We start from the raw sequence: 22,957 nt of genomic DNA, 5'->3' as shown, positions 1-22,957 counted from the left end.
AATTGATTTATTTTGTAAAAAATTAAAAAAACAATGATTGGAGAATTAAAAAAATTAGTAGAAGCTGCTTGGGAAGATAGATCTTTATTAACCTACAACAACTATTGCGAGGCAATTGAAGAAGTAATTTTGAGATTAGATAAAGGCGAGTTGCGTGTTGCAGAACCTATTTTAAATTCTTGGGGAATAAACGAATGGATTAAAAAAGCCGTGATTTTATATTTCCCAATCAAAGAAATGAAAGAAATTAAAGTTGGTCCTTTTGTTTACCATGATAAAATGGAATTAAAAACCAACTATAAAGAACAAGGTGTGCGTGTTGTACCTATGGCTAGTGCCCGCTATGGTGCTTTTTTAGCTAAAGGTGTAATCATGATGCCTTCTTATGTTAACATTGGTGCGTATGTAGATGAAGGTACAATGGTTGACACTTGGGCAACTGTAGGATCATGTGCTCAAATTGGAAAACGAGTTCACTTAAGTGGTGGTGTTGGAATTGGTGGCGTTTTAGAACCTGTTCAAGCTGCACCAGTTATTATTGAGGATGACTGTTTCTTAGGTTCTAGAGCAATCGTTGTTGAAGGCGTAAAATTAGAAAAAGAAGTTGTTTTAGGGGCTAATGTTGTATTAACTGCATCCACAAAAATTATTGATGTTACTGGTCCAACTCCTGTTGAATATAAAGGATATGTGCCTGCTCGTTCAGTTGTAATTCCTGGTTCATATACTAAAAAATTCCCTGCTGGCGATTTTCAGGTTCCATGTGCTTTAATCATTGGAAAACGTAAAGAATCTACAGATAAAAAAACTTCTCTAAATGATGCATTGAGAGAAAATAATGTAGCCGTATAAATAGGCTGAAGGCATAAAGGCAGAAGGTGGAGGGTTATGCATCCAATACCTTCTACCTTCCACCTTTCCGCCATTAACCTCATCTTAATGAATATTGGATTCGACGGCAAACGTGCTGCAAATAATTTAACTGGATTAGGCAATTACAGCCGCTCATTGATTGAACATGTAGCAAAGCAGTTTCCAACCAACCAATATTTTATTTATACCCCAAAAGTAAAGGAAAACATTTTAACCCTTCCTTTATTTTCTAAAGCTAATGTCTATCTAAAACAGCCTGATAAAGGTAAATCAAAATTGTTTTGGCGAAGTTCTGGCATCAAAAAACAACTTATAGAGGATAAAATCGATTTATTTCATGGCTTAAGTCACGAAATCCCTATGGGCATACAGCATATTGGAATTAAAAGCATTGTAACGATGCACGACTTAATCTTTCTTCGCAAACCACACTACTATAAACTTATAGATAGACTTATTTACAAGTTTAAAAGCAAATATGCATGTGATAAATCTGATAGAATTATCGCCATCAGCGAAAAAACAAAAGAAGACATAGTTGAACTCTACAATATCAATCCCTCAAAAATCGATGTAATTTATCAAAGCTGTGATGATAGTTTTAAAACGTTATCGAGTACTTTTGAAAAAGAAAAAATAAAGAAAAAATATAAGCTTCCTGATAAATTCATACTGAACGTGGGAACGATTGAAGCTAGAAAAAATCTTTTACTTGTTATCAAAGCATTGCCAAAAATAAATGATGATTTTAAACTAGTTGTTGTCGGCAAAGAAACCACTTATACTGCTTTAGTAAAAAGAGAAATAGAAAATCTAGGCTTACAACACAGGGTGATTTTTCTTAAAAATGTCCCTTTTAATGATCTGCCTTTAATTTATCAGCTTGCTAGTGTTTTTGTTTTACCCTCTTATTATGAAGGTTTTGGTATTCCAATAATTGAAGCTTTGTACAGCAATATTCCGGTGGTTGCAGCAACTGGCTCATGTTTGGAAGAGGCTGGCGGACCGAACAGCATTTATGTTTCTCCAGATAGCGAAATTGATTTGGCGAATGCGATTAACAAAGTTTTAACTGACGAAAAATTACAGGATACGATGAAGCAAAAAGGATATGAATACGTTCAAAAATTCGAAAATGAAATAGTAAACCAACAACTGATGGATTGCTATTTAAAAACAATGAAACAATGAAAAGTTGCGTAATCATTTTTCCTCTTTATCAAAAACCAACAGCTATTGAACTGGCGTTTTTAGAAAATGGTTTACAGCTAACCAAGGGATTTAAGCAAGTTATTGTTGCACCAGAGGGATTAATAGTTGACTCATCTTTTGGTTTATTGGAGCAGTTAGAAGTGAAAAGATTTGCCAAACACTATTTTGAAGGCATAAGTGGTTATAATCAATTGTTGTTATCAAAAGGCTTTTACACTGCCTTCGGTTTATATGATTTCATGTTAATTCATCAGGCTGATGTTTATCTTTTTAAAGATGAGTTACAAGCTTGGTGCGAGAAAGATTACGATTATATTGGTTCTCCTTGGTTTAGACCAGACAAGTTGAACAGAAATGCCCTTTACAATTTAGTTCAAAAAATAAAGCTCTCCTTTAAGGAAAATAAAGTTTACGGCAATAGATACAATAAAGTTGGTAATGGAGGTTTATCGCTTCGTAAAATCAGCTCAGCATTAAAAGTATTAACTATAGTTAATCCATCTTTGTTAAACAAATACATAAAAGCGAAAGGTGATGCATTTAATGAAGATGTTTTCTGGTCCCTGGAAGCTCCACAAATTGTAGAATTTAAAATCCCCCAATGGGAAGAAGGAATGGAATTTGCGGTTGAATTTCATCCGGCAGTTGCCTATAAATATTTAGGAGAAACGTTACCTTTTGGTTGCCACGCTCCATTAAAACATAATCCAGAATTCTGGAAAAAGTTTATTCCAATTATTAAATAGAATGAGACAGGAAATTAACAATGCACTTGAAGTTTTAAAAAATGGCGGTGTAATTCTTTATCCTACGGATACGGTTTGGGGTTTAGGTTGCGATGCTACTAATGAAGAAGCTGTTGCTAAGGTAAATGCTTTAAAGGGTCGCAGCGCTGATAAAAGTTTGATTATCCTTTTAGATAATGAGAACAAGCTACAAAGTTATGTTACGGAAATTCCTGAAGTAGCTTACGAGTTAATTGAATATGCAGAAAACCCAATGACCATTATTTTTTCTGGAGCAAAAAACTTAGCTAAAAATGTAATTAATACAGATGGAACTATAGGCATTCGCATTGTTAAACACGACTTCTGCGAACAATTATTGCAACGTTTTCGCAAACCAATAGTTTCTACTTCTGCTAATATAAGTGGCGAGCCGACACCTAAATTCTTCGATGAAATTAGTGATGAAGTAAAAGAGGCTGTTGATTACATTGTTGATTTAGACCAAGAAAATCGCACTGTAAAAAAACCTTCTACGATTATTAAATTAGGTCCTTCTGGGCAATTTGAGTTTATACGTAAGTAATTTTACTATTTTTGCATTTCTTGTCATTCTGAGCTTGAGAAGAATCTCTTATTGAGATACTTCCTTCGTCAGTATGACAATAACGACATTATGCAACAACACCTAACAAATCCAATATTTAAAGTATTAGCAAACATTGCTGAACAAACCAAAACAGAAGCTTATGTTATTGGTGGTTTTGTACGGGATTTATTTTTAAATCGCCCTTCTAAAGATATTGATGTAGTCATACTAGGTAATGGAATTGATTTTGCAGAAAAGGTTGGTCAGCAATTAAAAACAAAGGTTGCTGTATTTAAAAATTTTGGCACAGCAATGCTGAAGTATAACGATTTAGAAATTGAGTTTGTTGGTGCAAGAAAAGAGTCTTATCGTTCTGATTCTCGAAAACCCATTGTAGAAAACGGCACTTTAGAAGATGACCAATTACGCAGGGATTTTACAATTAACGCTTTAGCTATATCTCTTAACGCTGATAATTACGGAGGTTTAGTTGACCCATTTAACGGATTAGCAGATTTAGAAAACAAGTTTATCCGCACGCCATTAGACCCTGAAATTACTTTTTCTGATGATCCTTTAAGGATGATGCGTGCCATCCGTTTTGCTACACAATTGAATTTTGATATTGATGAGGTTGCTTTACAAGCTATCAAAACACAAAAGGAACGGATTAACATAGTTTCAAAAGAACGAATAACCGATGAGTTAAATAAAATCATCTTAGCTAAAACACCTTCAATTGGTTTTAAACACCTGTTTGATACTGGATTATTACACCTAATTTTCCCTCAAATGGCAAATCTTTATGGTGTTGACATTATTAAAGGGAAAGGACATAAAGACAATTTCTATCATACTTTACAGGTTTTAGATAACATTTGTGAAACCACTGATGACCTTTGGTTACGCTGGGCGGCTATTTTACATGATATCGCCAAGCCAGCTACTAAAAGATTTGAAGAAGGACACGGTTGGACATTTCACGGCCATGAAGACAAAGGTGCTAGAATGGTTCCTCAAATTTTCGCTCAATTGAAATTACCACTGAATGAAAAAATGAAATACGTTCAAAAATTGGTTCAATTACATTTACGTCCAATTGTTTTAGCACAAGAAAAAGTAACAGATTCTGCCGTAAGAAGATTGTTGTTTGAAGCTGGAGAAGAGATTGAAAGTTTAATGTTGTTATGCAATGCGGATGTAACTACAAAAAACGAATACAAAATCAAGAAATATCGCAATAACTTTGAGCTAGTTAAGCAAAAACTGAAAGATGTTGAAGAACGTGACCAATTGCGTAACTGGCAACCGCCAATTTCTGGAAATGATATCATGCAAACCTTTGGTTTAGATGCTGGTAGAGAAGTGGGATTGCTTAAAAATGCAATTAGAGAGGCCATTTTAGAAGGCGAAATAACAAATAGCTACGAAGAGGCGTTTACTTTTATGCTAGAAAAGGCTAAACAATTAGGTTTAAATCAGGTTACAAAATAAGCTTAAGGCTACGATATTATTTTTTATTTCTTAATTTTACAGAAAGATACAGAACACCACAATGGCAATTTATAGATTTAAAATTTCTTTTGAAGATTTTGACGACGTAGTAAGAGAAATCGATATTAAAACTACTCAAACTTTTGAAGATTTACATAGGGCACTCCATCGTTCTACCGGATATAATGCTGATAAATCATCATCATTTTATGTAAGTACGGATAACTGGATTAAGGGTGATGAAATTGCATTGTTACCAAACGAACGCAAAATAAACAATGGCGTTACTTTAATGGAGAAAGCAAAATTGAGCAGCTTTATTGAAGACCCACATCAAAAATTCTATTATATCTACAACTTTGAACGTCCGTTTGATTTTCACGTAGAACTGATTAAAATTATTCTAGAAAACGACCCAAACATCGAATATCCTTTCTTGGTAAAAAGCACAGGAGAGGCACCTAAAATCATTGAGAAAAATGCTGGAGGTTTTGCAGTAAGTGCTGCAGCAGCTTCAACAGATTTCGACTTTTTAAATGAAATGGATTTTGTGCCAGAAGATACTGAAGAATTAGAAGCCATGGGCGGACGAGGGATCATGGCCGAAGAAGTTGATGATACTGAAGAAGAGGAAGAAAAAGATGAGTTTGCGGATGGCGATGATTTTGCCGATGAAGAATACGGAAGCGGCAAAGAAGAAGATTATTAAAAGATGGGGGATGTAAGAGGTAAAATGGAAGATGGAAATACTGAAATTCAACAATCTTACAACCCAAAAGCCCAAAATAAAACACTAATTGTAGTAGTTGGGCCAACAGCTATAGGTAAAACTGCATTAGCTATAAAGTTAGCGCAGTTTTATCAAATTGAGATTATCTCTGCAGATTCGAGGCAATTTTTCAAAGAAATGCATATCGGAACAGCTAAACCTTCAAACGAAGAACTAGCTACAGCACCTCATCATTTTATCAATTCTCATAGCATACAAACACTTTTTAGTACAGGCGATTTTGAATCCCAAGCTTTGCAATTGATGGACGAGTTGTTCAAAAAGCATAAGGTGCTAATCATGGTTGGCGGTTCTGGTTTATACATCGATGCAGTTTGTAAAGGATTGGATGATTTACCAGAAATAGACCTTAGCATCCGTGAAGCATTAAATGAAAAATTAGCTACAGAAGGAATTGAATCCATCAAAAAACAATTGCAGGAATCAGACCCTGAATATTACGAAAAAGTAGACCAATCTAATCCTCAAAGAATGATTAGAGGCTTGGAGGTAGTGCTTTCTACAGGCAAAAAATTAAGCTCTTTTTTAACTGCAAAGAAAAAGCAAAGACCATTTCAAATCATCAAAATTGGATTAAATATGGATCGTGCTTTACTTTATGACCGTATTAATCATCGTGTGGATTTAATGATGGAAGCAGGTTTACTAGAAGAAGCAAAATTACTTCTCCCCCATCGACAATACAATGCATTAAACACTGTTGGCTACTCAGAATTGTTTGATTATTTTGATGACAAAACAGATTTAGCTTCTGCAGTTGCGATGATAAAACAAAACACCCGTCGTTTTGCTAAAAGACAACTCACTTGGTTTAGGCGAGATGAAAATACTGCTTGGTTTGAGCCAAATCAAGTTGAAGATATTATTGAGCACCTTAACGCTCAACTCCAAACTCCAAACGCAAAACTCAACTAGGCTTGAGCAGTTGGCCCACCAAAATTCATCGGAAAACCTGGAGGCTCTTCTTGAGTTTTAATTCTTCCGTTCGCAGCTTCGTATTTCTCTATGTTATCTTGCATGGCATGCAATAATCTTTTGGCGTGTTCTGGTGTTAAAATAATTCTCGATTTAACCTTTGCTTTAGGCACACCAGGCATTACCCTAATAAAATCTAATACAAACTCAGTATTTGAATGTGTAATGATGGCTAAATTAGAAAAAATCCCTTCTGCAATTTCTTCAGATAATTCTATGTTAAGTTGGTTTTCGTTTTGTTGTTCTTCCATAATAACAAAACTAGCAATTAAATAATTAATTGCTAGCCAAGTTTAAAATATCTTAATGCACTAATTATTTATTGTAATAGAATTTTTGCCCTTCGTTACTTCCATCCATTAATTTCATGCTAGTTGCATAACCTGCAGCATTATACTCATAAGTTCTTTTTTGAGAATTATTAGTCGTTCCTGATGTGGTTTGTATTTCAGTCACATTATTTTTAGACTGTGCAACCCCTCCTAATACAAAGGAAACAATTTGACCACCGAGTAAATATGGGCTCAATTTATCATCGTAGCTAACATATTTTGAAGTATAAATTGAAGTAGAAGAGTAGGTTGACTTAGTTTCTGAAAGATTTTCCCCATTCCAAGTATATTCCTGAACAGTACTTCCTGTGGCATAAGTCATAGTTTCTTTGCTTATTTTTCCGTTTGCATTATAATCATATACAATTTCTGTATTGCCAGTTACCGCACCAGATGATGTACTTGCTTGATTATTCTTTATAACCTGACCTGCTGCATTATAAGTTAAAGTGTAAATCGTTTGTCTTCCATTGGGGTTACTTTTAGTTACTTTACTTAGCTTACCATCCGAATTATACTCTGGTGTATATAAATCGTTATTACCTCCCCTTACAGAGGAAACTATTCCTTTGGCATCATAAACTAATTCATAAATTATTACTTCTGCACCTGTTGATGGGTTCCAAGTAGAAACTTTAATTAATTTTGTATCATTAGCATTCGATGGTTCTGAATCACTTTTTTTACAAGATGTTAATCCAGCAGTTGCTGTAAGGATAAATAAGAGCACTAGTTTAGAAAAATAATTTTTCATTGTTTGTGGTTTTGATTTTGTAAATATCAATTCAAAAAATCAGCTTTTATATACCACAAACAGGGCATATTTAAGTAAGGGCTATTGGGTACAAAAAAATCCCTAGCGAATTAACGCTAGGGATTTAATTTACAAACTTTAAAGTTTGTTATGACAATTAAGCTTCTACTTCCTCTTCTTCTTGTTTCGAAGCTAATAATTTATCGTATTCTTCTTGAGAACCAACAATGATACGCTCATATCCACGAACACCAGTACCTGAAGGAATCAAGTGACCAACAATTACGTTTTCTTTTAAGCCTAACATGTTATCACGTTTACCTGCGATAGCTGCCTCATTCAGTACTTTAGTAGTTTCCTGGAATGATGCTGCAGAGATAAATGATTTGGTACCCAATGAAGCTCTAGTAATACCTTGTAAGATTGAACTCGCTGTTGCAGGTTGTGCATCACGAACTTCAATTTGTTTCAAATCTTTACGTTTCAATTGAGAATTTTCATCTCTTAATTTACGTAGAGAAAGAATCTGACCTGGTTTTACTGTTTCTGAGTCACCTGCATCTACAACAACTTTTTTGTCATAAATTTCGTCGTTCTCAACCATAAAGTCCCATCTATCAACAGAATCATTTTCTAAGAAACGAGTATCACCCGGATCTTCGATATGAACTTTCTGCATCATTTGGTGTACAATTACTTCAAAGTGTTTATCGTTAATTTTCACACCTTGTAAACGGTAAACCTCTTGGATACCATTCACTAAGTATTCTTGTACAGCCGCAGGGCCTTTAATAGCTAAAATATCAGCTGGAGAAATTGATCCGTCAGATAATGGCATACCTGCTTTCACAAAGTCGTTATCCTGTACCAAAATGTGTTTAGACAATGGCACTAAATATTTTTTAACTTCTCCGTCTTTAGATTCGATAGTCATCTCACGATTACCACGTTTAACACCACCTAAAGTTACCACACCATCAATCTCAGTTACTACAGCTGGGTTAGATGGATTACGTGCTTCAAACAATTCAGTTACACGTGGTAAACCACCCGTAATATCTCTTGTTTTTCCTGTAGCACGAGGTATCTTAACTAAAATCTGACCAGTTTGAACTGCATCTCCTTCGTCAATAGCAATGTGAGCTCCTACTGGGATGTTGTATCCTCTAATAAGTTCACCTTTTTTATCTACTACTCTGATAGATGGATTTTTAGTTTTATCACGTGTATCGATAATTACTTTCTCACGGTGACCAGTTTGCTCATCTGATTCTTCACGGAAAGTTACACCTTCAACAATCGCATCAAACTCGATTTTACCTGCAAATTCTGAGATAATAACCGCGTTATATGGATCCCATGAACAAATCTTATCGCCTTTAGAGATTTTGTCTCCTTCTTTAACGAATAAGAATGCACCATAAGGAATGTTGTTAGTTACAATTACTTTACCAGTACCTGGCTCAGTAATTTTAAACTCACCTGAACGACCCAATACGATATCAACAACACCATCTTCTGTAGTAGTTGGTACAGTACGTAAGTTTTCAAATTCGATCACACCATCAAATTTAGCATTGATTTGAGATTCTGCAGCAATGTTTGATGCAGTACCACCAACGTGGAATGTACGTAAAGTTAACTGTGTACCCGGCTCACCGATTGACTGTGCAGCAATTACACCGACAGCTTCACCTCTTTGAACACGTTTACCAGAAGCTAAGTTACGACCATAACATAGTGAACAAACACCTCTTTTATTTTCACAAGTTAATACCGAACGAATTTCAATACCTTCTAATGGAGATTCTTCAATAGTTTTTGCAATTTCTTCAGAAATATCTTCGCCTGCAGCAACTAATAATTTACCATCTAATGGATTGAAAACATCATGAAGAGAAATACGACCTAAAATCCTGTCATATAATGGCTCAACAATATCTTCTTGATCTTTTAATGCAGTGGTGTACATACCTCTTAAAGTACCACAATCTACCGCATTTACAATCATATCTTGTGCAACGTCATGTAAACGACGGGTTAAGTAACCAGCATCAGCAGTTTTTAACGCCGTATCCGCCAAACCTTTACGAGCACCGTGAGTAGAGATAAAGTATTCTAATACCGATAATCCTTCTTTAAAGTTAGATAAAATCGGGTTTTCGATAATCTCACCACCTGAACCAGATTTTTGAGGCTTAGCCATCAAACCACGCATACCTGCTAACTGACGAATTTGCTCCTTAGAACCACGGGCTCCAGAATCAAGCATCATGTAAACAGAGTTGAAACCTTGGTTATCGCTAGACAATTGGTTCATTACAAACGTAGTTAAACGGTTGTTGATACGTGTCCAGATATCGATAATTTGGTTGTAACGCTCGTTGTTGGTAATGAAACCCATGTTATAGTTGTTTCTTACCTCTTCAACTTCACCAGCTGCTTGTTCCAACAAAGTATGTTTCTCTACTGGAATGTTAACATCTTGCAAGTTAAACGATAATCCACCTTGGAATGCCATTCTAAATCCAAGTTCTTTGATATCATCAAGGAATCTTGCAGAACGAGCCATACCAGTCATTTTCACTACTTCACCAATAATATCTCTTAAAGATTTTTTAGTTAATAGTTCGTTGATATAACCCACTTCTTCTGGCACCATTTGGTTGAACAATACTCTACCAACAGTAGTTTCAGTTAATTTATTTACAATCGTTCCATCTTCTTGTTTTACGTTAACTTTCACTTTAATGAAAGCGTGTAAATCAATTTTCTTCTCGTTGTAAGCAATAATAACTTCTTCTGGAGAATAGAATGATGAATCTTGTCCTTTAACAACACGACCAGCATCAGTTCTACGGCCTTTAGTAATATAATAAAGACCCAAAACCATATCCTGAGATGGAACCGTAATCGGTGTACCATTTGCAGGGTTTAGAATGTTGTGCGCTGCTAACATTAGAACTTGGGCTTCCAAAATTGCTGCATGACCTAAAGGTAAATGCACCGCCATCTGGTCACCATCAAAATCCGCGTTAAATGCAGTACAAACTAATGGGTGTAATTGAATAGCTTTTCCTTCAATTAAACGTGGTTGGAAAGATTGGATACCTAATCTGTGCAACGTAGGTGCACGGTTAAGTAACACTGGGTGTCCTTTTAATACGTTTTCAAGAATATCCCAAACTAATGGGTCTTTTCTATCTACAATTTTCTTAGCAGATTTAACTGTTTTCACAATTCCACGTTCAATCATCTTGCGAATAATAAACGGTTTGAAAAGCTCAGCAGCCATATCTTTTGGTAAACCACACTCGTGTAGTTTAAGGTTTGGTCCTACAACAATTACCGAACGAGCAGAATAATCCACACGTTTACCTAGTAAGTTCTGACGGAAACGACCTTGTTTACCTTTTAAAATATCAGATAGAGATTTTAATGCTCTGTTACCTTCAGTTTTAACAGCATTTACTTTACGTGAGTTATCGAATAACGAATCTACAGCTTCCTGTAACATACGTTTTTCGTTACGCAAAATAACTTCTGGTGCTTTAATCTCGATCAAACGTTTTAAACGATTGTTACGGATAATTACACGACGATATAAATCGTTCAAATCTGAAGTTGCAAAACGACCACCTTCTAGAGGTACTAAAGGACGTAATTCTGGTGGAATAACAGGAACGATTTTAATGATCATCCACTCTGGGTTATTCTCAATACGAGTTCTAGCACCACGGAAAGCTTCTACAACTTGAAGACGTTTTAACGCTTCATTTTTACGTTGTTGCGAAGTTTCGTTAGCAGCTTGGTGACGTAAATTGTATGATAAGCTATCTAAATCAATACGTTTTAATAAATCTTCTAACGCCTCTGCTCCCATTTTGGCAACAAATTTATTAGGATCTTTATCGTCTAAATATTGATTTTCTTTAGGTAATTTATCTAAGATATCTAAATATTCTTCCTCAGTTAAGAAGTCCATATAGTTGATACCTTGATCTGCCATTAAACCAGCTTGAATTACTACATAACGCTCGTAGTAAATGATCAAATCTAGTCTTTTGGTAGGTAAACCTAAAAGATAACCGATTTTGTTAGGTAAAGAACGGAAATACCAGATATGCGCAACAGGCACCACCAAGTTGATGTGACCCATACGCTCTCTACGTACTTTTTTCTCAGTTACCTCAACACCACAACGGTCACAAACAATACCTTTATAACGGATACGTTTGTATTTACCACAGTGACATTCGTAATCTTTTACCGGACCAAAAATACGCTCGCAAAACAAACCATCACGTTCTGGTTTGTAAGTACGATAATTGATAGTCTCAGGTTTTAACACCTCACCACTTGAACGCTCTAAGATATTCTCAGGCGATGCCAAGCTAATGGTAATCGAGGTGAAATTGCTTTTTAATTTATTATCCTTTTTGTAAGACATACTTCTTTAAGGTTAAAATGTAAGAGGTAAGATGGAAGATGGAAACGACATATTTGCCATTTTCCATCTCACATTTTACATCATTGTTAGTCTAACGTAATATCTAAACCTAAACCGCGTAACTCATGTACCAATACATTAAATGATTCTGGTACACCTGGAGTTGGTAGGTTTTCGCCTTTAACGATGGCTTCGTAAGTTTTGGCTCTTCCAATAACATCATCAGATTTTACTGTTAAGATCTCTTGTAGGATATTAGCTGCACCAAATGCCTCTAATGCCCAAACCTCCATCTCACCAAAACGTTGACCCCCGAACTGAGCTTTACCACCCAATGGTTGTTGTGTAATTAATGAGTATGGTCCGATAGAACGAGCGTGCATCTTATCATCAACCATGTGACCCAGTTTAAGCATATAAATAATACCTACTGTAGTCGGCTGATCAAATTTCTCTCCCGTTAAACCATTGTGTAGGTAAGTTCTACCAGAAGCTGGTACACCTGCCTTAGCAATCCACTCTTCAACCTCATCAGATTTAGCACCATCAAAAATTGGAGTTGCAAATTTAACACCCAATTCTTTACCAGCCCAAGCCAATACAGTTTCGTAGATCTGACCCAAGTTCATACGTGAAGGTACACCCAGTGGGTTCAACACGATATCAACTGGTGTTCCATCTTCTAAGAATGGCATATCTTCATCACGTACAATACGAGCAACAATACCCTTATTACCGTGACGACCAGCCATCTTATCACCTACTTTTAATTTACGTTTTTTAGCTACATAAACTTTCGCCATTTGAACAATTCCTGATGGTAACTCATCACCAACACTAATTGCAAATTTATCGCGTTTGTATGCACCTAATTCTTCGTTTACACGGATACCATAGTTATGTAACAACAACTTGATTTGATCGTTTTTATCATCATCAGTTGTCCATTTGTATGGGTTAATATGAGCGTACTCTAGGTCTGCTAATATTTTCTGAGTAAACTTAGCGCCTTTAGCGATTAACATTTCCTTGTAAACGTTAAATACACCTTGAGATGTTTTACCATTTACAATTTGGAACAATTTATCAACTAATTCGTTTTTAAGGTTCTCTGTAGCTAAATTATATCTCTTATCTAATTTCTCAATAGCTGATTTTTCTTCTGCTTTAGTAGTTTTCTTAGCTCTTGAGAATAACTTAGTATCAATTACCACACCTTTAATTGAAGGTGGAGTTTTCAATGAAGCATCTTTAACATCACCGGCTTTATCACCAAAGATTGCACGAAGTAATTTCTCTTCTGGTGAAGGATCAGACTCACCCTTTGGTGTAATTTTACCAATTAGAATATCGCCTTCTTTTACTTCAGCACCAATGCGGATGATACCGTTTTCATCTAAATCTTTAGTAGCTTCTTCAGAAACGTTAGGAATATCTGGTGTTAATTCCTCTTCTCCACGTTTTGTATCACGTACTTCTAATTCAAACTCTTCAATGTGTAAAGAGGTAAAAATATCATCTCTAACAATACGTTCGTTAATTACAATCGCATCCTCAAAGTTATATCCTTGCCAAGGCATGAAAGCAACTTTTAAGTTTCTTCCTAATGCCAACTCTCCATTTTCAGTTGCATAACCTTCACAAAGTACTTGTCCTTTAACAACTTTCTGACCTTTCTTAACGATAGGTTTTAAGTTGATACAAGTGTTCTGGTTGGTTTTTTTGAACTTGATTAATTTATAAGTTTTGCTATCACCCTCAAACGATACTAAACGATCTCCATCGTTACGTACATATTTAATAGTGATTTCGTTAGCATCAACATATTCTACAACACCATCACCTTCTGCATTGATCAAAGTTCTCGAGTCACGAGCAACGCGACCTTCTAAACCTGTACCAACAATTGGAGCTTCAGGACGTAACAATGGTACAGCCTGACGTTGCATGTTCGATCCCATCAAAGCCCTGTTCGCATCATCATGTTCCAAGAAAGGAATCAATGAAGCAGCGATAGAGGTAATTTGGTTAGGAGCAATATCCATTAAGTCTAATTTCTCAGGCTCAATAATCGGGAAGTCACCTTCGTAACGAGCTTTAACACGAGCAGTTGTAAAGTTTCCTTTTTCATCATACTCAGCATTTGCTTGTGCGATAGTTTTACCATCCTCATCTTCAGCAGAAAGATAGATTACATCTTTATCCATTGCCACAACACCATTCTCAACAATTTTATAAGGAGTTTCGATGAAACCTAAATTGTTAATTTTAGCGTGTACACATAGTGATGAAATCAAACCAATGTTTGGTCCCTCTGGAGTTTCAATGGTACATAAACGACCATAGTGAGTATAGTGAACGTCACGAACCTCGAAACCAGCACGCTCACGTGATAAACCACCTGGGCCTAAAGCTGACAAACGACGTTTGTGCGTAATCTCTGCCAAAGGATTGGTTTGATCCATGAACTGAGATAATTGGTTAGTACCAAAGAATGAGTTAATAACCGACGATAATGTACGGGCATTAATCAAATCTGTTGGTGTAAACACCTCATTATCACGAATGTTCATACGCTCACGGATAGTTCTAGCCATACGAGCTAAACCAACACCGAATTGCGCATATAATTGCTCACCTACTGTACGAACACGACGGTTAGACAAGTGATCAATATCATCCACTTCTTCTTTAGAGTTGATCAATTTGATTAAGTATTTAACAATAGCAATAATATCTGCTTTAGTTAATACTTTCACATGATCAGGAGTATCCATTTTTAACTTACGGTTAATACGGTATCTACCCACATCACCTAAGTCATAACGTTTATCTGAGAAGAATAAACGCTCAATGATACCTCTTGCAGTTTCCTCATCAGGTGGTTCTGCGTTACGCAAAGCACGATAGATGTTTTCAACAGCCTCTTTTTCAGAGTTTGAAGTATCTTTTTGTAAAGTATTGTATATAATGGTATAATCAGCTTGAGATGCACCATCATCTTTAGATAAGATAATAGTTTTAACACCTGCATCGATGATCATATCGATATGGTCGTCTTCAAGAACGGTATCCCTATCTAAGATAACTTCATTACGATCTATAGAAACAACTTCACCTGTATCCTCATCTACAAAATCTTCAGTCCATTTTCTTAAAACTCTTGCAGCCAGTTTACGTCCTGTATACTTCTTTAAGCCTGATTTACTAACTTTTACTTCGTCAGCAAGATCAAACAATTCTAAGATGTCTTTATCAGAATCATAACCGATTGCACGCAATAAGGTGGTTACCGGGAATTTTTTCTTACGGTCGATGTAAGCATACATTACGTTATTAACGTCTGTAGCAAACTCAATCCAAGAACCTTTGAAAGGGATCACACGAGCAGAATATAACTTGGTTCCATTTGTGTGACGGCTTTGGCCGAAGAACACACCTGGAGACCTGTGTAATTGAGAAACGATTACACGTTCTGCACCGTTAATCACAAACGTACCTTTTGGAGTCATGTATGGTATGGTTCCTAAGTATACATCTTGAATGATGGTTTCAAAATCCTCGTGTTCTGCATCGTTACAAGAAAGTTTTAGCTTTGCTTTTAACGGGACACTGTAAGTTAACCCACGATCAATACATTCAGGAATGTCATAACGTGGTGGGTCAATAAAATAATCTAAAAATTCTAAAACGAATATGTTTCTCGAATCAGTGATTGGGAAATTTTCAGCAAATACTTTAAACAAACCTTCTGTGTGACGGTTATCTGAAGTTGTTTCTATCTGAAAAAATTCTCTAAATGATTGCAACTGCACATCCAGAAAATCTGGATAATCTATGATATGCTTACTACGTGCAAAATTTACTCTTTGGTCTACGACTTTACTTGCCAAGGGACTAAATTTAATTTAGTTTAAGAATAAACTATTAGTTTGGTTTGCCTTTAAACAGATCACCAACCAAACAAGATGAAATGTTTATAAACGGGAATAGACTCCGACTTAATAGTCGGAGTCTTATTCTTAAAGGTTCGTTAAAATTAAGTAATTACTTAATCTCAACTACAGCTCCAGCTTCTTCTAATTGTTTTTTCAAAGCTTCTGCTTCGTCTTTAGCAACACCAGTTTTTAATTCTTTTGGTGCACCATCAACTAAATCTTTAGCTTCTTTCAAACCTAAACCAGTTAGGTCTTTTACCAATTTAACAACTGCTAACTTAGCGCCACCAGCTTCTTTCAATATTACATCAAAAGTAGTTTTTTCTTCAACTGCAGCAGCTTCGCCACCAGCAGCAGGACCTGCAACAGCAACTGCCGCAGCAGCTGGTTCGATACCATACTCGTCTTTTAAGATTTGAGCTAATTCGTTAACTTCTTTAACTGTTAAGTTTACCAATTGCTCAGCAAACGCTTTTAAATCTGCCATTTTATTAAGATTTTAAAAATTTACGTAAAAATATTTTTGTTTAATTTCGAACTTCAGGTGTTCGTTAACCTCTTTCTTGTAGTGTTTTAACAATACCTGCAATTTTGTTACCGCCAGATTGCAATGCCGACACAACGTTTTTAGCTGGTGATTGTAATAATCCAATGATTTCACCAATAAGTTCTTCTCTTGATTTAAGACTTACTAATGCATCTAATTGGTTATCACCAACAAATATTGCTGTATCGATATAAGCACCTTTAAGCGCTGGTTTCGTTTCTTTACCTTTTCTTAGAGATTTGATCAGCTTAGCTGGTGCATTTCCTACTTTTGAAAATAATAAAGCCGATTGACCTTTTAATGCTGCGTGTATCTCAGACGAGTCGCCTTCTAATCCATCAATCGCAATTTTGATCAATGTATTTTTTGCAACTTTCATTTCGATACCGCTTTCGAAACATTTGCGACGGATGTTATTTACTTTCTCAACAGATAAGCCTGAGGTATCAGCAATATAAAAATTGCCATACTCTTGCATTTTCTCTTGTAGAGCTAAAACTACTTCTTGTTTTTCTTCTCTGTTCATAATTAGATCCCCGCTACTGATTTAGTTTCGATTGCAATTCCAGGACTCATTGTAGAAGACACGTGAATGCTTTTAAAATAAGTTCCTTTTGCAGCAGAAGGTTTTAATTTAGAAATCGTTTGAAGAACCTCCAACGCGTTTTCATATATTTTCTCTGCTGAGAATGATACTTTTCCTATTGAAGCATGGATGATACCAGTTTTGTCAACTTTAAAATCAATCTTACCGCCTTTTACGTCAGTTACAGCTTTTCCAACTTCGTTGGTTACTGTACCTGATTTTGGGTTTGGCATAAGGTTACGTGGACCTAAAACGCGGCCCAGTTTACCTACTTTTGCCATACAAGCAGGAGTAGTGATAATAATGTCAACATCTGTCCAACCACCTTCAATCTTTGCCACATATTCGTCTAAACCTACGAAATCTGCTCCTGCAGCTTTAGCCTCTTCTTCCTTATCAGGAGTACAAAGTACTAAAACACGTACAGTTTTACCTGTACCATGAGGTAAAGTAGCTATACCACGTACCATTTGATTGGCTTTACGTGGATCTACGCCTAAACTTACATCGATATCAACAGATGCATCAAATTTAGTTGTAGTAATCTCTTTTACCAAAGCAGCCGCATCCTGTAAAGAATACGATTTACCGATTTCTAGTTTAGCGTGTGCCAGTTTTTGATTTTTTGTTAATTTCGCCACTGTTGTAAACTGTTTTTTGTTAATTAATTTGTCCAGGGTGCATCACCACTAACGGTGATTCCCATACTGCGTGCTGTACCTGCTACCATTTTCATAGCAGATTCGATAGTGAATGCATTTAAATCAGTCATCTTATCTTCAGCAATTGACTTAACTTGATCCCAAGTCACCGAACCAACTTTCTTACGGTTGGGCTCAGCAGAACCACTCGTTAATTTAGTAGCATCCAATAATTGGATAGCAACTGGAGGGGTCTTGATGATGAATTCGAAAGACTTGTCCACATATACAGTAATCACAACTGGTAATACTTTACCTGGCTTATCTTGGGTACGAGCATTGAATTGTTTACAAAACTCCATGATATTAACACCTTTAGCACCTAATGCAGGTCCTACTGGTGGTGATGGGTTTGCAGCTCCGCCTTTGATTTGTAATTTAACAAGTGCACCGACTTCTTTTGCCATTTTCTGATTTGTTAATTGTAATACTCAATGTTAAATATTGGAAGCATGTAACATTTTGATCCTTTTAGATATGAGATTTGAGATATGAGAATTGAACAAAAAATGCTCTTTTTACGATATTCCCAACCCAGCATAAACCAAAAGGACTGCAAAGATATGAATAATCTTGCAGTCCTCAAATATATTTTTTAAAATAAATTTTATTCTTTTTCTACTTGCATATAGTTAAGCTCCAGTGGCGTTTTACGACCGAAGATTTTAACCATCACTTTTAGTTTTTTCTTTTCTTCGTTAACTTCTTCGATAACTCCGGTAAATCCATTAAACGGACCATCCATTACTTTAACATTCTCACCTACATAATATGCGATGTTCATTGTTTCAGCTTGTTGGCTCATTTCATCAACCTTACCTAAAATACGGTTAACTTCTGCTTGGCGCATAGGAATTGCATTTCCAGCTTTGTCGCCTAAAAATCCAATAACACTATTCACTCCTTTTATAACGTGTTCTAACTCTCCGTCTAAAACTGCTTCAATTAAAACATAACCTGGATAAAAGTTACGCTCCTTTGCAATTTTCTTTCCCTCTTTCATTTGATAGTATTTCTCCATAGGGATTAATACTTGAGGAACTAGATGAGAAAGACCTAAACGGCTAATTTCAGAATCGATATACTGTTTTACTTTCTTTTCTTTACCACTAACCGCTCTAACTACATACCACTTTAACTGATCGTTCATCTAGTTATCTTATTTAGAAAGTGAATTATAAAAAGTTTCTAATATATAATTAGCTCCTTTATCCATTGCAAACACAACTAATGCAATAATTAATGATGCTACTAAAACCAGTACGGCAGAATTTTGCAAATCTCCCCAAGTAGGCCAAGTTACCTTCTGGGTCATTTCTTCGTATGATTCTTTAATAAATTGAACTACACCAGCCATATTATATAATTTTAAATGATTGAATTTTAAAGGATTAAAGGATTGTATATTTTGGACAAACCCCCATTCTTTCATTTTATTATTCTCTCATTGTTATAGCACGGGAACAAGGATTCGAACCCTGATCAAAGGTTTTGGAGACCTCTATTCTACCATTGAACTATTCCCGTAGACACAATTAGCTAATCAGCGAATTTGCCAATTAGCTAATTGTGATATTTAAAGGTATAACCCTTATTTTAAAATTTCAGTTACCTGACCAGCACCTACTGTTCTACCACCTTCACGGATAGCGAAACGTAGACCTTTTTCCATTGCGATAGGAGAAATCAATTTCACAGAAATTGTAACGTTATCACCTGGCATTACCATTTCAGTTCCTTCAGCTAATGAAATTTCACCAGTTACATCTGTAGTACGGAAATAGAATTGTGGACGGTATTTGTTGAAGAATGGAGTGTGACGACCACCTTCTGCTTTTGATAATACGTAGATCTCAGCTTTAAAATCAGCGTGAGGAGTTACTGAACCTGGTTTACAGATTACCATACCACGTTTGATATCAGTTTTCTCAATACCACGCAATAATAAACCTACGTTATCACCAGCTTCACCATAATCAAGGATCTTACGGAACATCTCAACACCAGTTACTGTAGATTTTAAGTTCTCAGCACCCATACCTAAGATTTCAACTGGATCACCAGAGTTGATTACACCACGCTCAATACGACCAGTTGCTACAGTACCACGACCAGTAATCGAGAATACATCTTCAACAGGCATTAAGAATGGAAGATCTGTCAAACGTGGAGGAATTGGAATGTAGCTATCTACAGCATCCATTAATTCCATGATTTTTGCTACCCATTTAGCATCTCCGTTCAAACCACCAAGAGCTGAACCTTGAATTACAGGAATATCATCACCAGGGAATTCATAGAAAGATAATAATTCACGAACTTCCATCTCTACTAATTCTAGTAATTCTGGATCATCCACCATATCAACTTTGTTCATGAAAACAACTAATGAAGGTACACCTACCTGACGAGCCAATAGAATGTGCTCACGAGTTTGTGGCATTGGACCATCTGTAGCTGCTACCACAATGATAGCACCGTCCATTTGAGCCGCACCAGTAACCATGTTTTTCACGTAATCCGCGTGACCTGGACAGTCAACGTGTGCATAGTGACGGTTAGCTGTTGAATACTCAACGTGAGCCGTGTTAATTGTGATACCTCTTTCTTTTTCCTCTGGAGCAGAGTCAATTGAATCGAATGAACGTGCCTCAGATAAACCTGCATCAGATAACACTTTAGTGATAGCTGCTGTTAAGGTTGTTTTACCGTGGTCAACGTGACCGATAGTGCCGATGTTTAAGTGCGGCTTGCTGCGGTCAAACTTTTCTTTTGCCATTTTTTTATACTTATTAGTAGGTTAACTTTTTATTTATTTATTGTTTTGATACAATTTCAATACAAAAAACCTTGCTCATTCTGCTTTTTCAGCAGATTTAACAAAGTATTTATTCTTTATTCTTTTAGAGCCAACTATGGGAATTGAACCCATGACCTCTTCCTTACCAAGGAAGTGCTCTACCGCTGAGCTAAGTCGGCTTTTTTCAGCTCATTAGTTCACTTGCTCATTAGTTCAAAGTTATAAAGAACCATTGAACCAATTTTACTAATGAACTCCCAAGAGCGGAAGACGAGGTTCGAACTCGCGACCTATAGCTTGGAAGGCTATCGCTCTACCAACTGAGCTACTTCCGCTTTTTGATTTACAATTTTTTGATTTACGATTTACGATTGCAATACAATCTAAAATTTACAATCTCCAATCTAAAATCAGATTGTGGGGGGAGAAGGATTCGAACCTTCGAAATCTTGCGATAACAGAGTTACAGTCTGTCCCATTTGGCCGCTCTGGAATCCCCCCGCTTTTAAATTACGAACTTATTACTAAGCTTATAAAATAAAAGAGCCTCCTATCGGGATCGAACCAATGACCTACTGATTACAAGTCAGTTGCTCTACCAGCTGAGCTAAGGAGGCTTTTATACTTTTTTAATGAGGCGCAAATATATAAAAAATTGTGTTTTTATATAATCGAACTGACATTTTTTTTATTTTTTATCTTTTCACAGAACAACCCATTTCTAATTGAAGCAATGCCCCTTCCGAAATGGAATGCAAATCTACAATAATTAATCTTTGAAAAAAATTTATTTTAAAAAAAATTGACGGAATAGTTTCCGTCAATTCTTATATAAATGAATGTTAAAAATATCTACTTAGTAATCAGATACTTCATCAGCATTTAAAAGCGCTTTATGTTCGCTTAATTTTGCACGAGTTTTATCTTTATGCTTGGTAATTTGCTTTTTTAGTGATTCGATGGCCAAATCTGTAGCCTCTTCGAATGATTTGCATTGCTCTTTAGCGAACAATGTTCCTCCTGGAACCATTAATTTTATTTCTGATATCTTATTTTCTTCGTCTTCTACATTCTCGAGTTTCAAATAAACCTCGCCCCCTATAATTTGGTCAAAGAATAAATCTAACTTATCTACTTTTTTTTGAATGAAATCTAATAATTTCTTGTCCGCATTGAAATGGATCGACTGTACTCTAATTTTCATTTTTCCTCCTTTTTTATGCCTTTGGATGGGCTTGTTTATATATAGTTTTTAAACGTTCTACTGAATTGTGCGTATAAACTTGTGTTGCAGCTAAGCTTGCATGCCCCAACAGCTCTTTAATTGAATTTAGATCCGCACCTCTATTCAATAAACTAGTTGCAAAAGAATGCCTTAAAACATGTGGGCTCTTTTTATCTTGAGTTGATATTAATGTCAAATAACTAGTTACTATCCTGTATATTAATTTGGGATAGCCTGAAGCGCCAGTATTGCTAACGATTAAGGTAGTGTTTTTGTTATCAAATTTTTGCAATGATTTTAATTCAATGTAATTTTTAATTTGAACAATTAGTTCGCTATGCAATGGGATAATGCGCTCCTTGTTTCTCTTACCCAGCACTTTAATCGTTGATTCGTAAAAATTAACATCTGTTTCCTTTAAAAGTAACAATTCTGCTAAACGAACTCCAGTGCCAAAAAGCATTTCTAAAACAATTTTATCTCTTTGGCTAGTGAAACTTTCATCAAACCTATCTAACCCATCTAATAATGAAGCCATTTTAGTTTCTTCAATAAACACAGGTAAGCGTTTTGGAACCTTAGGCGCCTTAATTAAAAGCATTGGATTTTTCTTTAGCGCCTGCTCCCGTAAAAGATATTTGTAGAAACTACGGAGAGAGGATATTTTTCGCCCAATGGCATTTTCAGAAATTTTATCTTCCATTAAAGAAACCATAAAACTTCTTACTTGGGGCGGTTGGGCAGAGATGAGATCAGTTTCAAATTCCTTTTCTAAAAACTGCTCAAATTGCAATAAATCAGTATGATATGACTTTACAGTATGTGGAGAATAACGCTTCTCATGTTGCAAATAGGTTAAAAAACTACTAATAAGCATAGGCCTTATTCGTTATTCAATATTTGTCAATATACAAAAAAATGAATTGCAAAATATTTTTTTCAAAAAAAAAGTCCCGACTAAAACAT

The 22,957-nt window shown here is 35.7% G+C and carries 20 protein-coding genes and 5 tRNA genes; 7 read left to right on the top strand and 18 right to left on the bottom strand.

What is annotated here, in order from left to right; all coding sequences use genetic code 11:
• Positions 1-33 precede the first annotated feature (33 nt).
• From R2Q59_RS20010 to miaA, 7 genes are all read left to right on the top strand, one after another.
• On the top strand, positions 34-852 hold the full coding sequence (locus R2Q59_RS20010; RefSeq protein WP_410478927.1) for a 2,3,4,5-tetrahydropyridine-2,6-dicarboxylate N-succinyltransferase: 819 nt from the start codon (positions 34-36) through the stop codon (positions 850-852).
• Between the two features lie 87 nt (positions 853-939).
• Positions 940-2,064, top strand: coding sequence for a glycosyltransferase family 1 protein (locus R2Q59_RS20005; protein WP_316787191.1), 1,125 nt, complete (start codon positions 940-942; stop codon positions 2,062-2,064).
• The gene (locus R2Q59_RS20000; protein WP_316787190.1) at positions 2,061-2,831 is read left to right on the top strand and encodes a DUF5672 family protein; all 771 of its coding nucleotides are present in this window, start codon (positions 2,061-2,063) and stop codon (positions 2,829-2,831) included. The genes R2Q59_RS20005 and R2Q59_RS20000 overlap by 4 nt, the downstream gene beginning before the upstream one ends.
• 1 nt (position 2,832) lies before the next feature.
• Positions 2,833-3,396: an L-threonylcarbamoyladenylate synthase gene (locus R2Q59_RS19995; RefSeq protein ID WP_316787188.1), complete on the top strand. Its 564-nt coding sequence runs from the start codon at positions 2,833-2,835 to the stop codon at positions 3,394-3,396.
• 90 nt (positions 3,397-3,486) lie between these two features.
• Complete coding sequence (locus tag R2Q59_RS19990) at positions 3,487-4,893, top strand: CCA tRNA nucleotidyltransferase (RefSeq protein ID WP_316787186.1); 1,407 nt, start codon at positions 3,487-3,489, stop codon at positions 4,891-4,893.
• Positions 4,894-4,954: 61 nt separating this feature from the next.
• A complete protein-coding gene (locus R2Q59_RS19985; RefSeq protein WP_316772214.1) occupies positions 4,955-5,602 on the top strand; it encodes an IS1096 element passenger TnpR family protein in 648 nt (215 codons plus the stop codon).
• Between the two features lie 24 nt (positions 5,603-5,626).
• Positions 5,627-6,598, top strand: coding sequence for a tRNA (adenosine(37)-N6)-dimethylallyltransferase MiaA (gene miaA / locus R2Q59_RS19980; RefSeq protein ID WP_316787326.1), 972 nt, complete (start codon positions 5,627-5,629; stop codon positions 6,596-6,598).
• Here miaA and R2Q59_RS19975 read toward each other — a convergent pair.
• The 18 genes from R2Q59_RS19975 to R2Q59_RS19890 all read right to left on the bottom strand — a co-directional run bounded on the left by R2Q59_RS19975 (position 6,595) and on the right by R2Q59_RS19890 (position 22,868).
• Positions 6,595-6,909, bottom strand: a complete 315-nt coding sequence (locus R2Q59_RS19975; RefSeq protein WP_316772212.1) for a DUF3467 domain-containing protein — start codon at positions 6,907-6,909, stop codon at positions 6,595-6,597. The genes miaA and R2Q59_RS19975 overlap by 4 nt on opposite strands.
• A 64-nt stretch (positions 6,910-6,973) precedes the next feature.
• Positions 6,974-7,744 (bottom strand): hypothetical protein, encoded by a 771-nt coding sequence (locus R2Q59_RS19970; RefSeq protein ID WP_316787185.1) that lies wholly within the window; start codon positions 7,742-7,744, stop codon positions 6,974-6,976.
• A 157-nt stretch (positions 7,745-7,901) separates the two neighbouring features.
• Positions 7,902-12,194, bottom strand: a complete 4,293-nt coding sequence (gene rpoC / locus R2Q59_RS19965) for a DNA-directed RNA polymerase subunit beta' (RefSeq protein ID WP_316772206.1) — start codon at positions 12,192-12,194, stop codon at positions 7,902-7,904.
• An 86-nt stretch (positions 12,195-12,280) separates the two neighbouring features.
• Positions 12,281-16,087 (bottom strand): DNA-directed RNA polymerase subunit beta, encoded by a 3,807-nt coding sequence (gene rpoB, locus R2Q59_RS19960; RefSeq protein ID WP_131555637.1) that lies wholly within the window; start codon positions 16,085-16,087, stop codon positions 12,281-12,283.
• A gap of 154 nt (positions 16,088-16,241) precedes the next feature.
• Positions 16,242-16,619: a 50S ribosomal protein L7/L12 gene (gene rplL / locus R2Q59_RS19955; RefSeq protein WP_131555638.1), complete on the bottom strand. Its 378-nt coding sequence runs from the start codon at positions 16,617-16,619 to the stop codon at positions 16,242-16,244.
• Positions 16,620-16,683: 64 nt separating this feature from the next.
• A complete protein-coding gene (gene rplJ / locus R2Q59_RS19950; protein ID WP_131555639.1) occupies positions 16,684-17,205 on the bottom strand; it encodes a 50S ribosomal protein L10 in 522 nt (173 codons plus the stop codon).
• Positions 17,206-17,207: 2 nt separating this feature from the next.
• Positions 17,208-17,906, bottom strand: coding sequence for a 50S ribosomal protein L1 (rplA, locus tag R2Q59_RS19945; protein WP_055132255.1), 699 nt, complete (start codon positions 17,904-17,906; stop codon positions 17,208-17,210).
• A gap of 23 nt (positions 17,907-17,929) precedes the next feature.
• The gene (gene rplK / locus R2Q59_RS19940; RefSeq protein ID WP_090994168.1) at positions 17,930-18,373 is read right to left on the bottom strand and encodes a 50S ribosomal protein L11; all 444 of its coding nucleotides are present in this window, start codon (positions 18,371-18,373) and stop codon (positions 17,930-17,932) included.
• A 200-nt stretch (positions 18,374-18,573) separates the two neighbouring features.
• Positions 18,574-19,116, bottom strand: coding sequence for a transcription termination/antitermination protein NusG (gene nusG, locus R2Q59_RS19935; protein WP_316772193.1), 543 nt, complete (start codon positions 19,114-19,116; stop codon positions 18,574-18,576).
• 9 nt (positions 19,117-19,125) lie between these two features.
• Positions 19,126-19,323: a preprotein translocase subunit SecE gene (gene secE, locus R2Q59_RS19930; protein ID WP_131555642.1), complete on the bottom strand. Its 198-nt coding sequence runs from the start codon at positions 19,321-19,323 to the stop codon at positions 19,126-19,128.
• 99 nt (positions 19,324-19,422) lie between these two features.
• Positions 19,423-19,493 (bottom strand) — tRNA-Trp (locus R2Q59_RS19925).
• A gap of 64 nt (positions 19,494-19,557) precedes the next feature.
• Positions 19,558-20,745: an elongation factor Tu gene (tuf, locus tag R2Q59_RS19920; RefSeq protein WP_316772186.1), complete on the bottom strand. Its 1,188-nt coding sequence runs from the start codon at positions 20,743-20,745 to the stop codon at positions 19,558-19,560.
• A gap of 128 nt (positions 20,746-20,873) precedes the next feature.
• A tRNA-Thr gene (locus R2Q59_RS19915) sits at positions 20,874-20,945 on the bottom strand.
• A gap of 83 nt (positions 20,946-21,028) precedes the next feature.
• Positions 21,029-21,101: transfer RNA gene (locus R2Q59_RS19910), tRNA-Gly, on the bottom strand.
• 83 nt (positions 21,102-21,184) lie between these two features.
• Positions 21,185-21,267 (bottom strand) — tRNA-Tyr (locus R2Q59_RS19905).
• Between the two features lie 43 nt (positions 21,268-21,310).
• Positions 21,311-21,383: transfer RNA gene (locus R2Q59_RS19900), tRNA-Thr, on the bottom strand.
• A gap of 239 nt (positions 21,384-21,622) precedes the next feature.
• On the bottom strand, positions 21,623-21,970 hold the full coding sequence (gene hpf, locus R2Q59_RS19895) for a ribosome hibernation-promoting factor, HPF/YfiA family (protein WP_131555644.1): 348 nt from the start codon (positions 21,968-21,970) through the stop codon (positions 21,623-21,625).
• 13 nt (positions 21,971-21,983) lie between these two features.
• Entirely contained in the window at positions 21,984-22,868 is an 885-nt protein-coding gene (locus R2Q59_RS19890; RefSeq protein ID WP_316787184.1) for a tyrosine-type recombinase/integrase, read from the bottom strand.
• Between the last annotated feature and the right edge of the window lie 89 nt (positions 22,869-22,957).

This window comes from Pedobacter frigiditerrae, assembly GCF_032678705.1.
In the GTDB taxonomy this organism is placed as follows: domain Bacteria; phylum Bacteroidota; class Bacteroidia; order Sphingobacteriales; family Sphingobacteriaceae; genus Pedobacter; species Pedobacter frigiditerrae_A.
The sequence above is the reverse complement of the archived record's forward strand: the minus strand, read 5'-3'. Positions and strand labels throughout refer to the sequence as shown.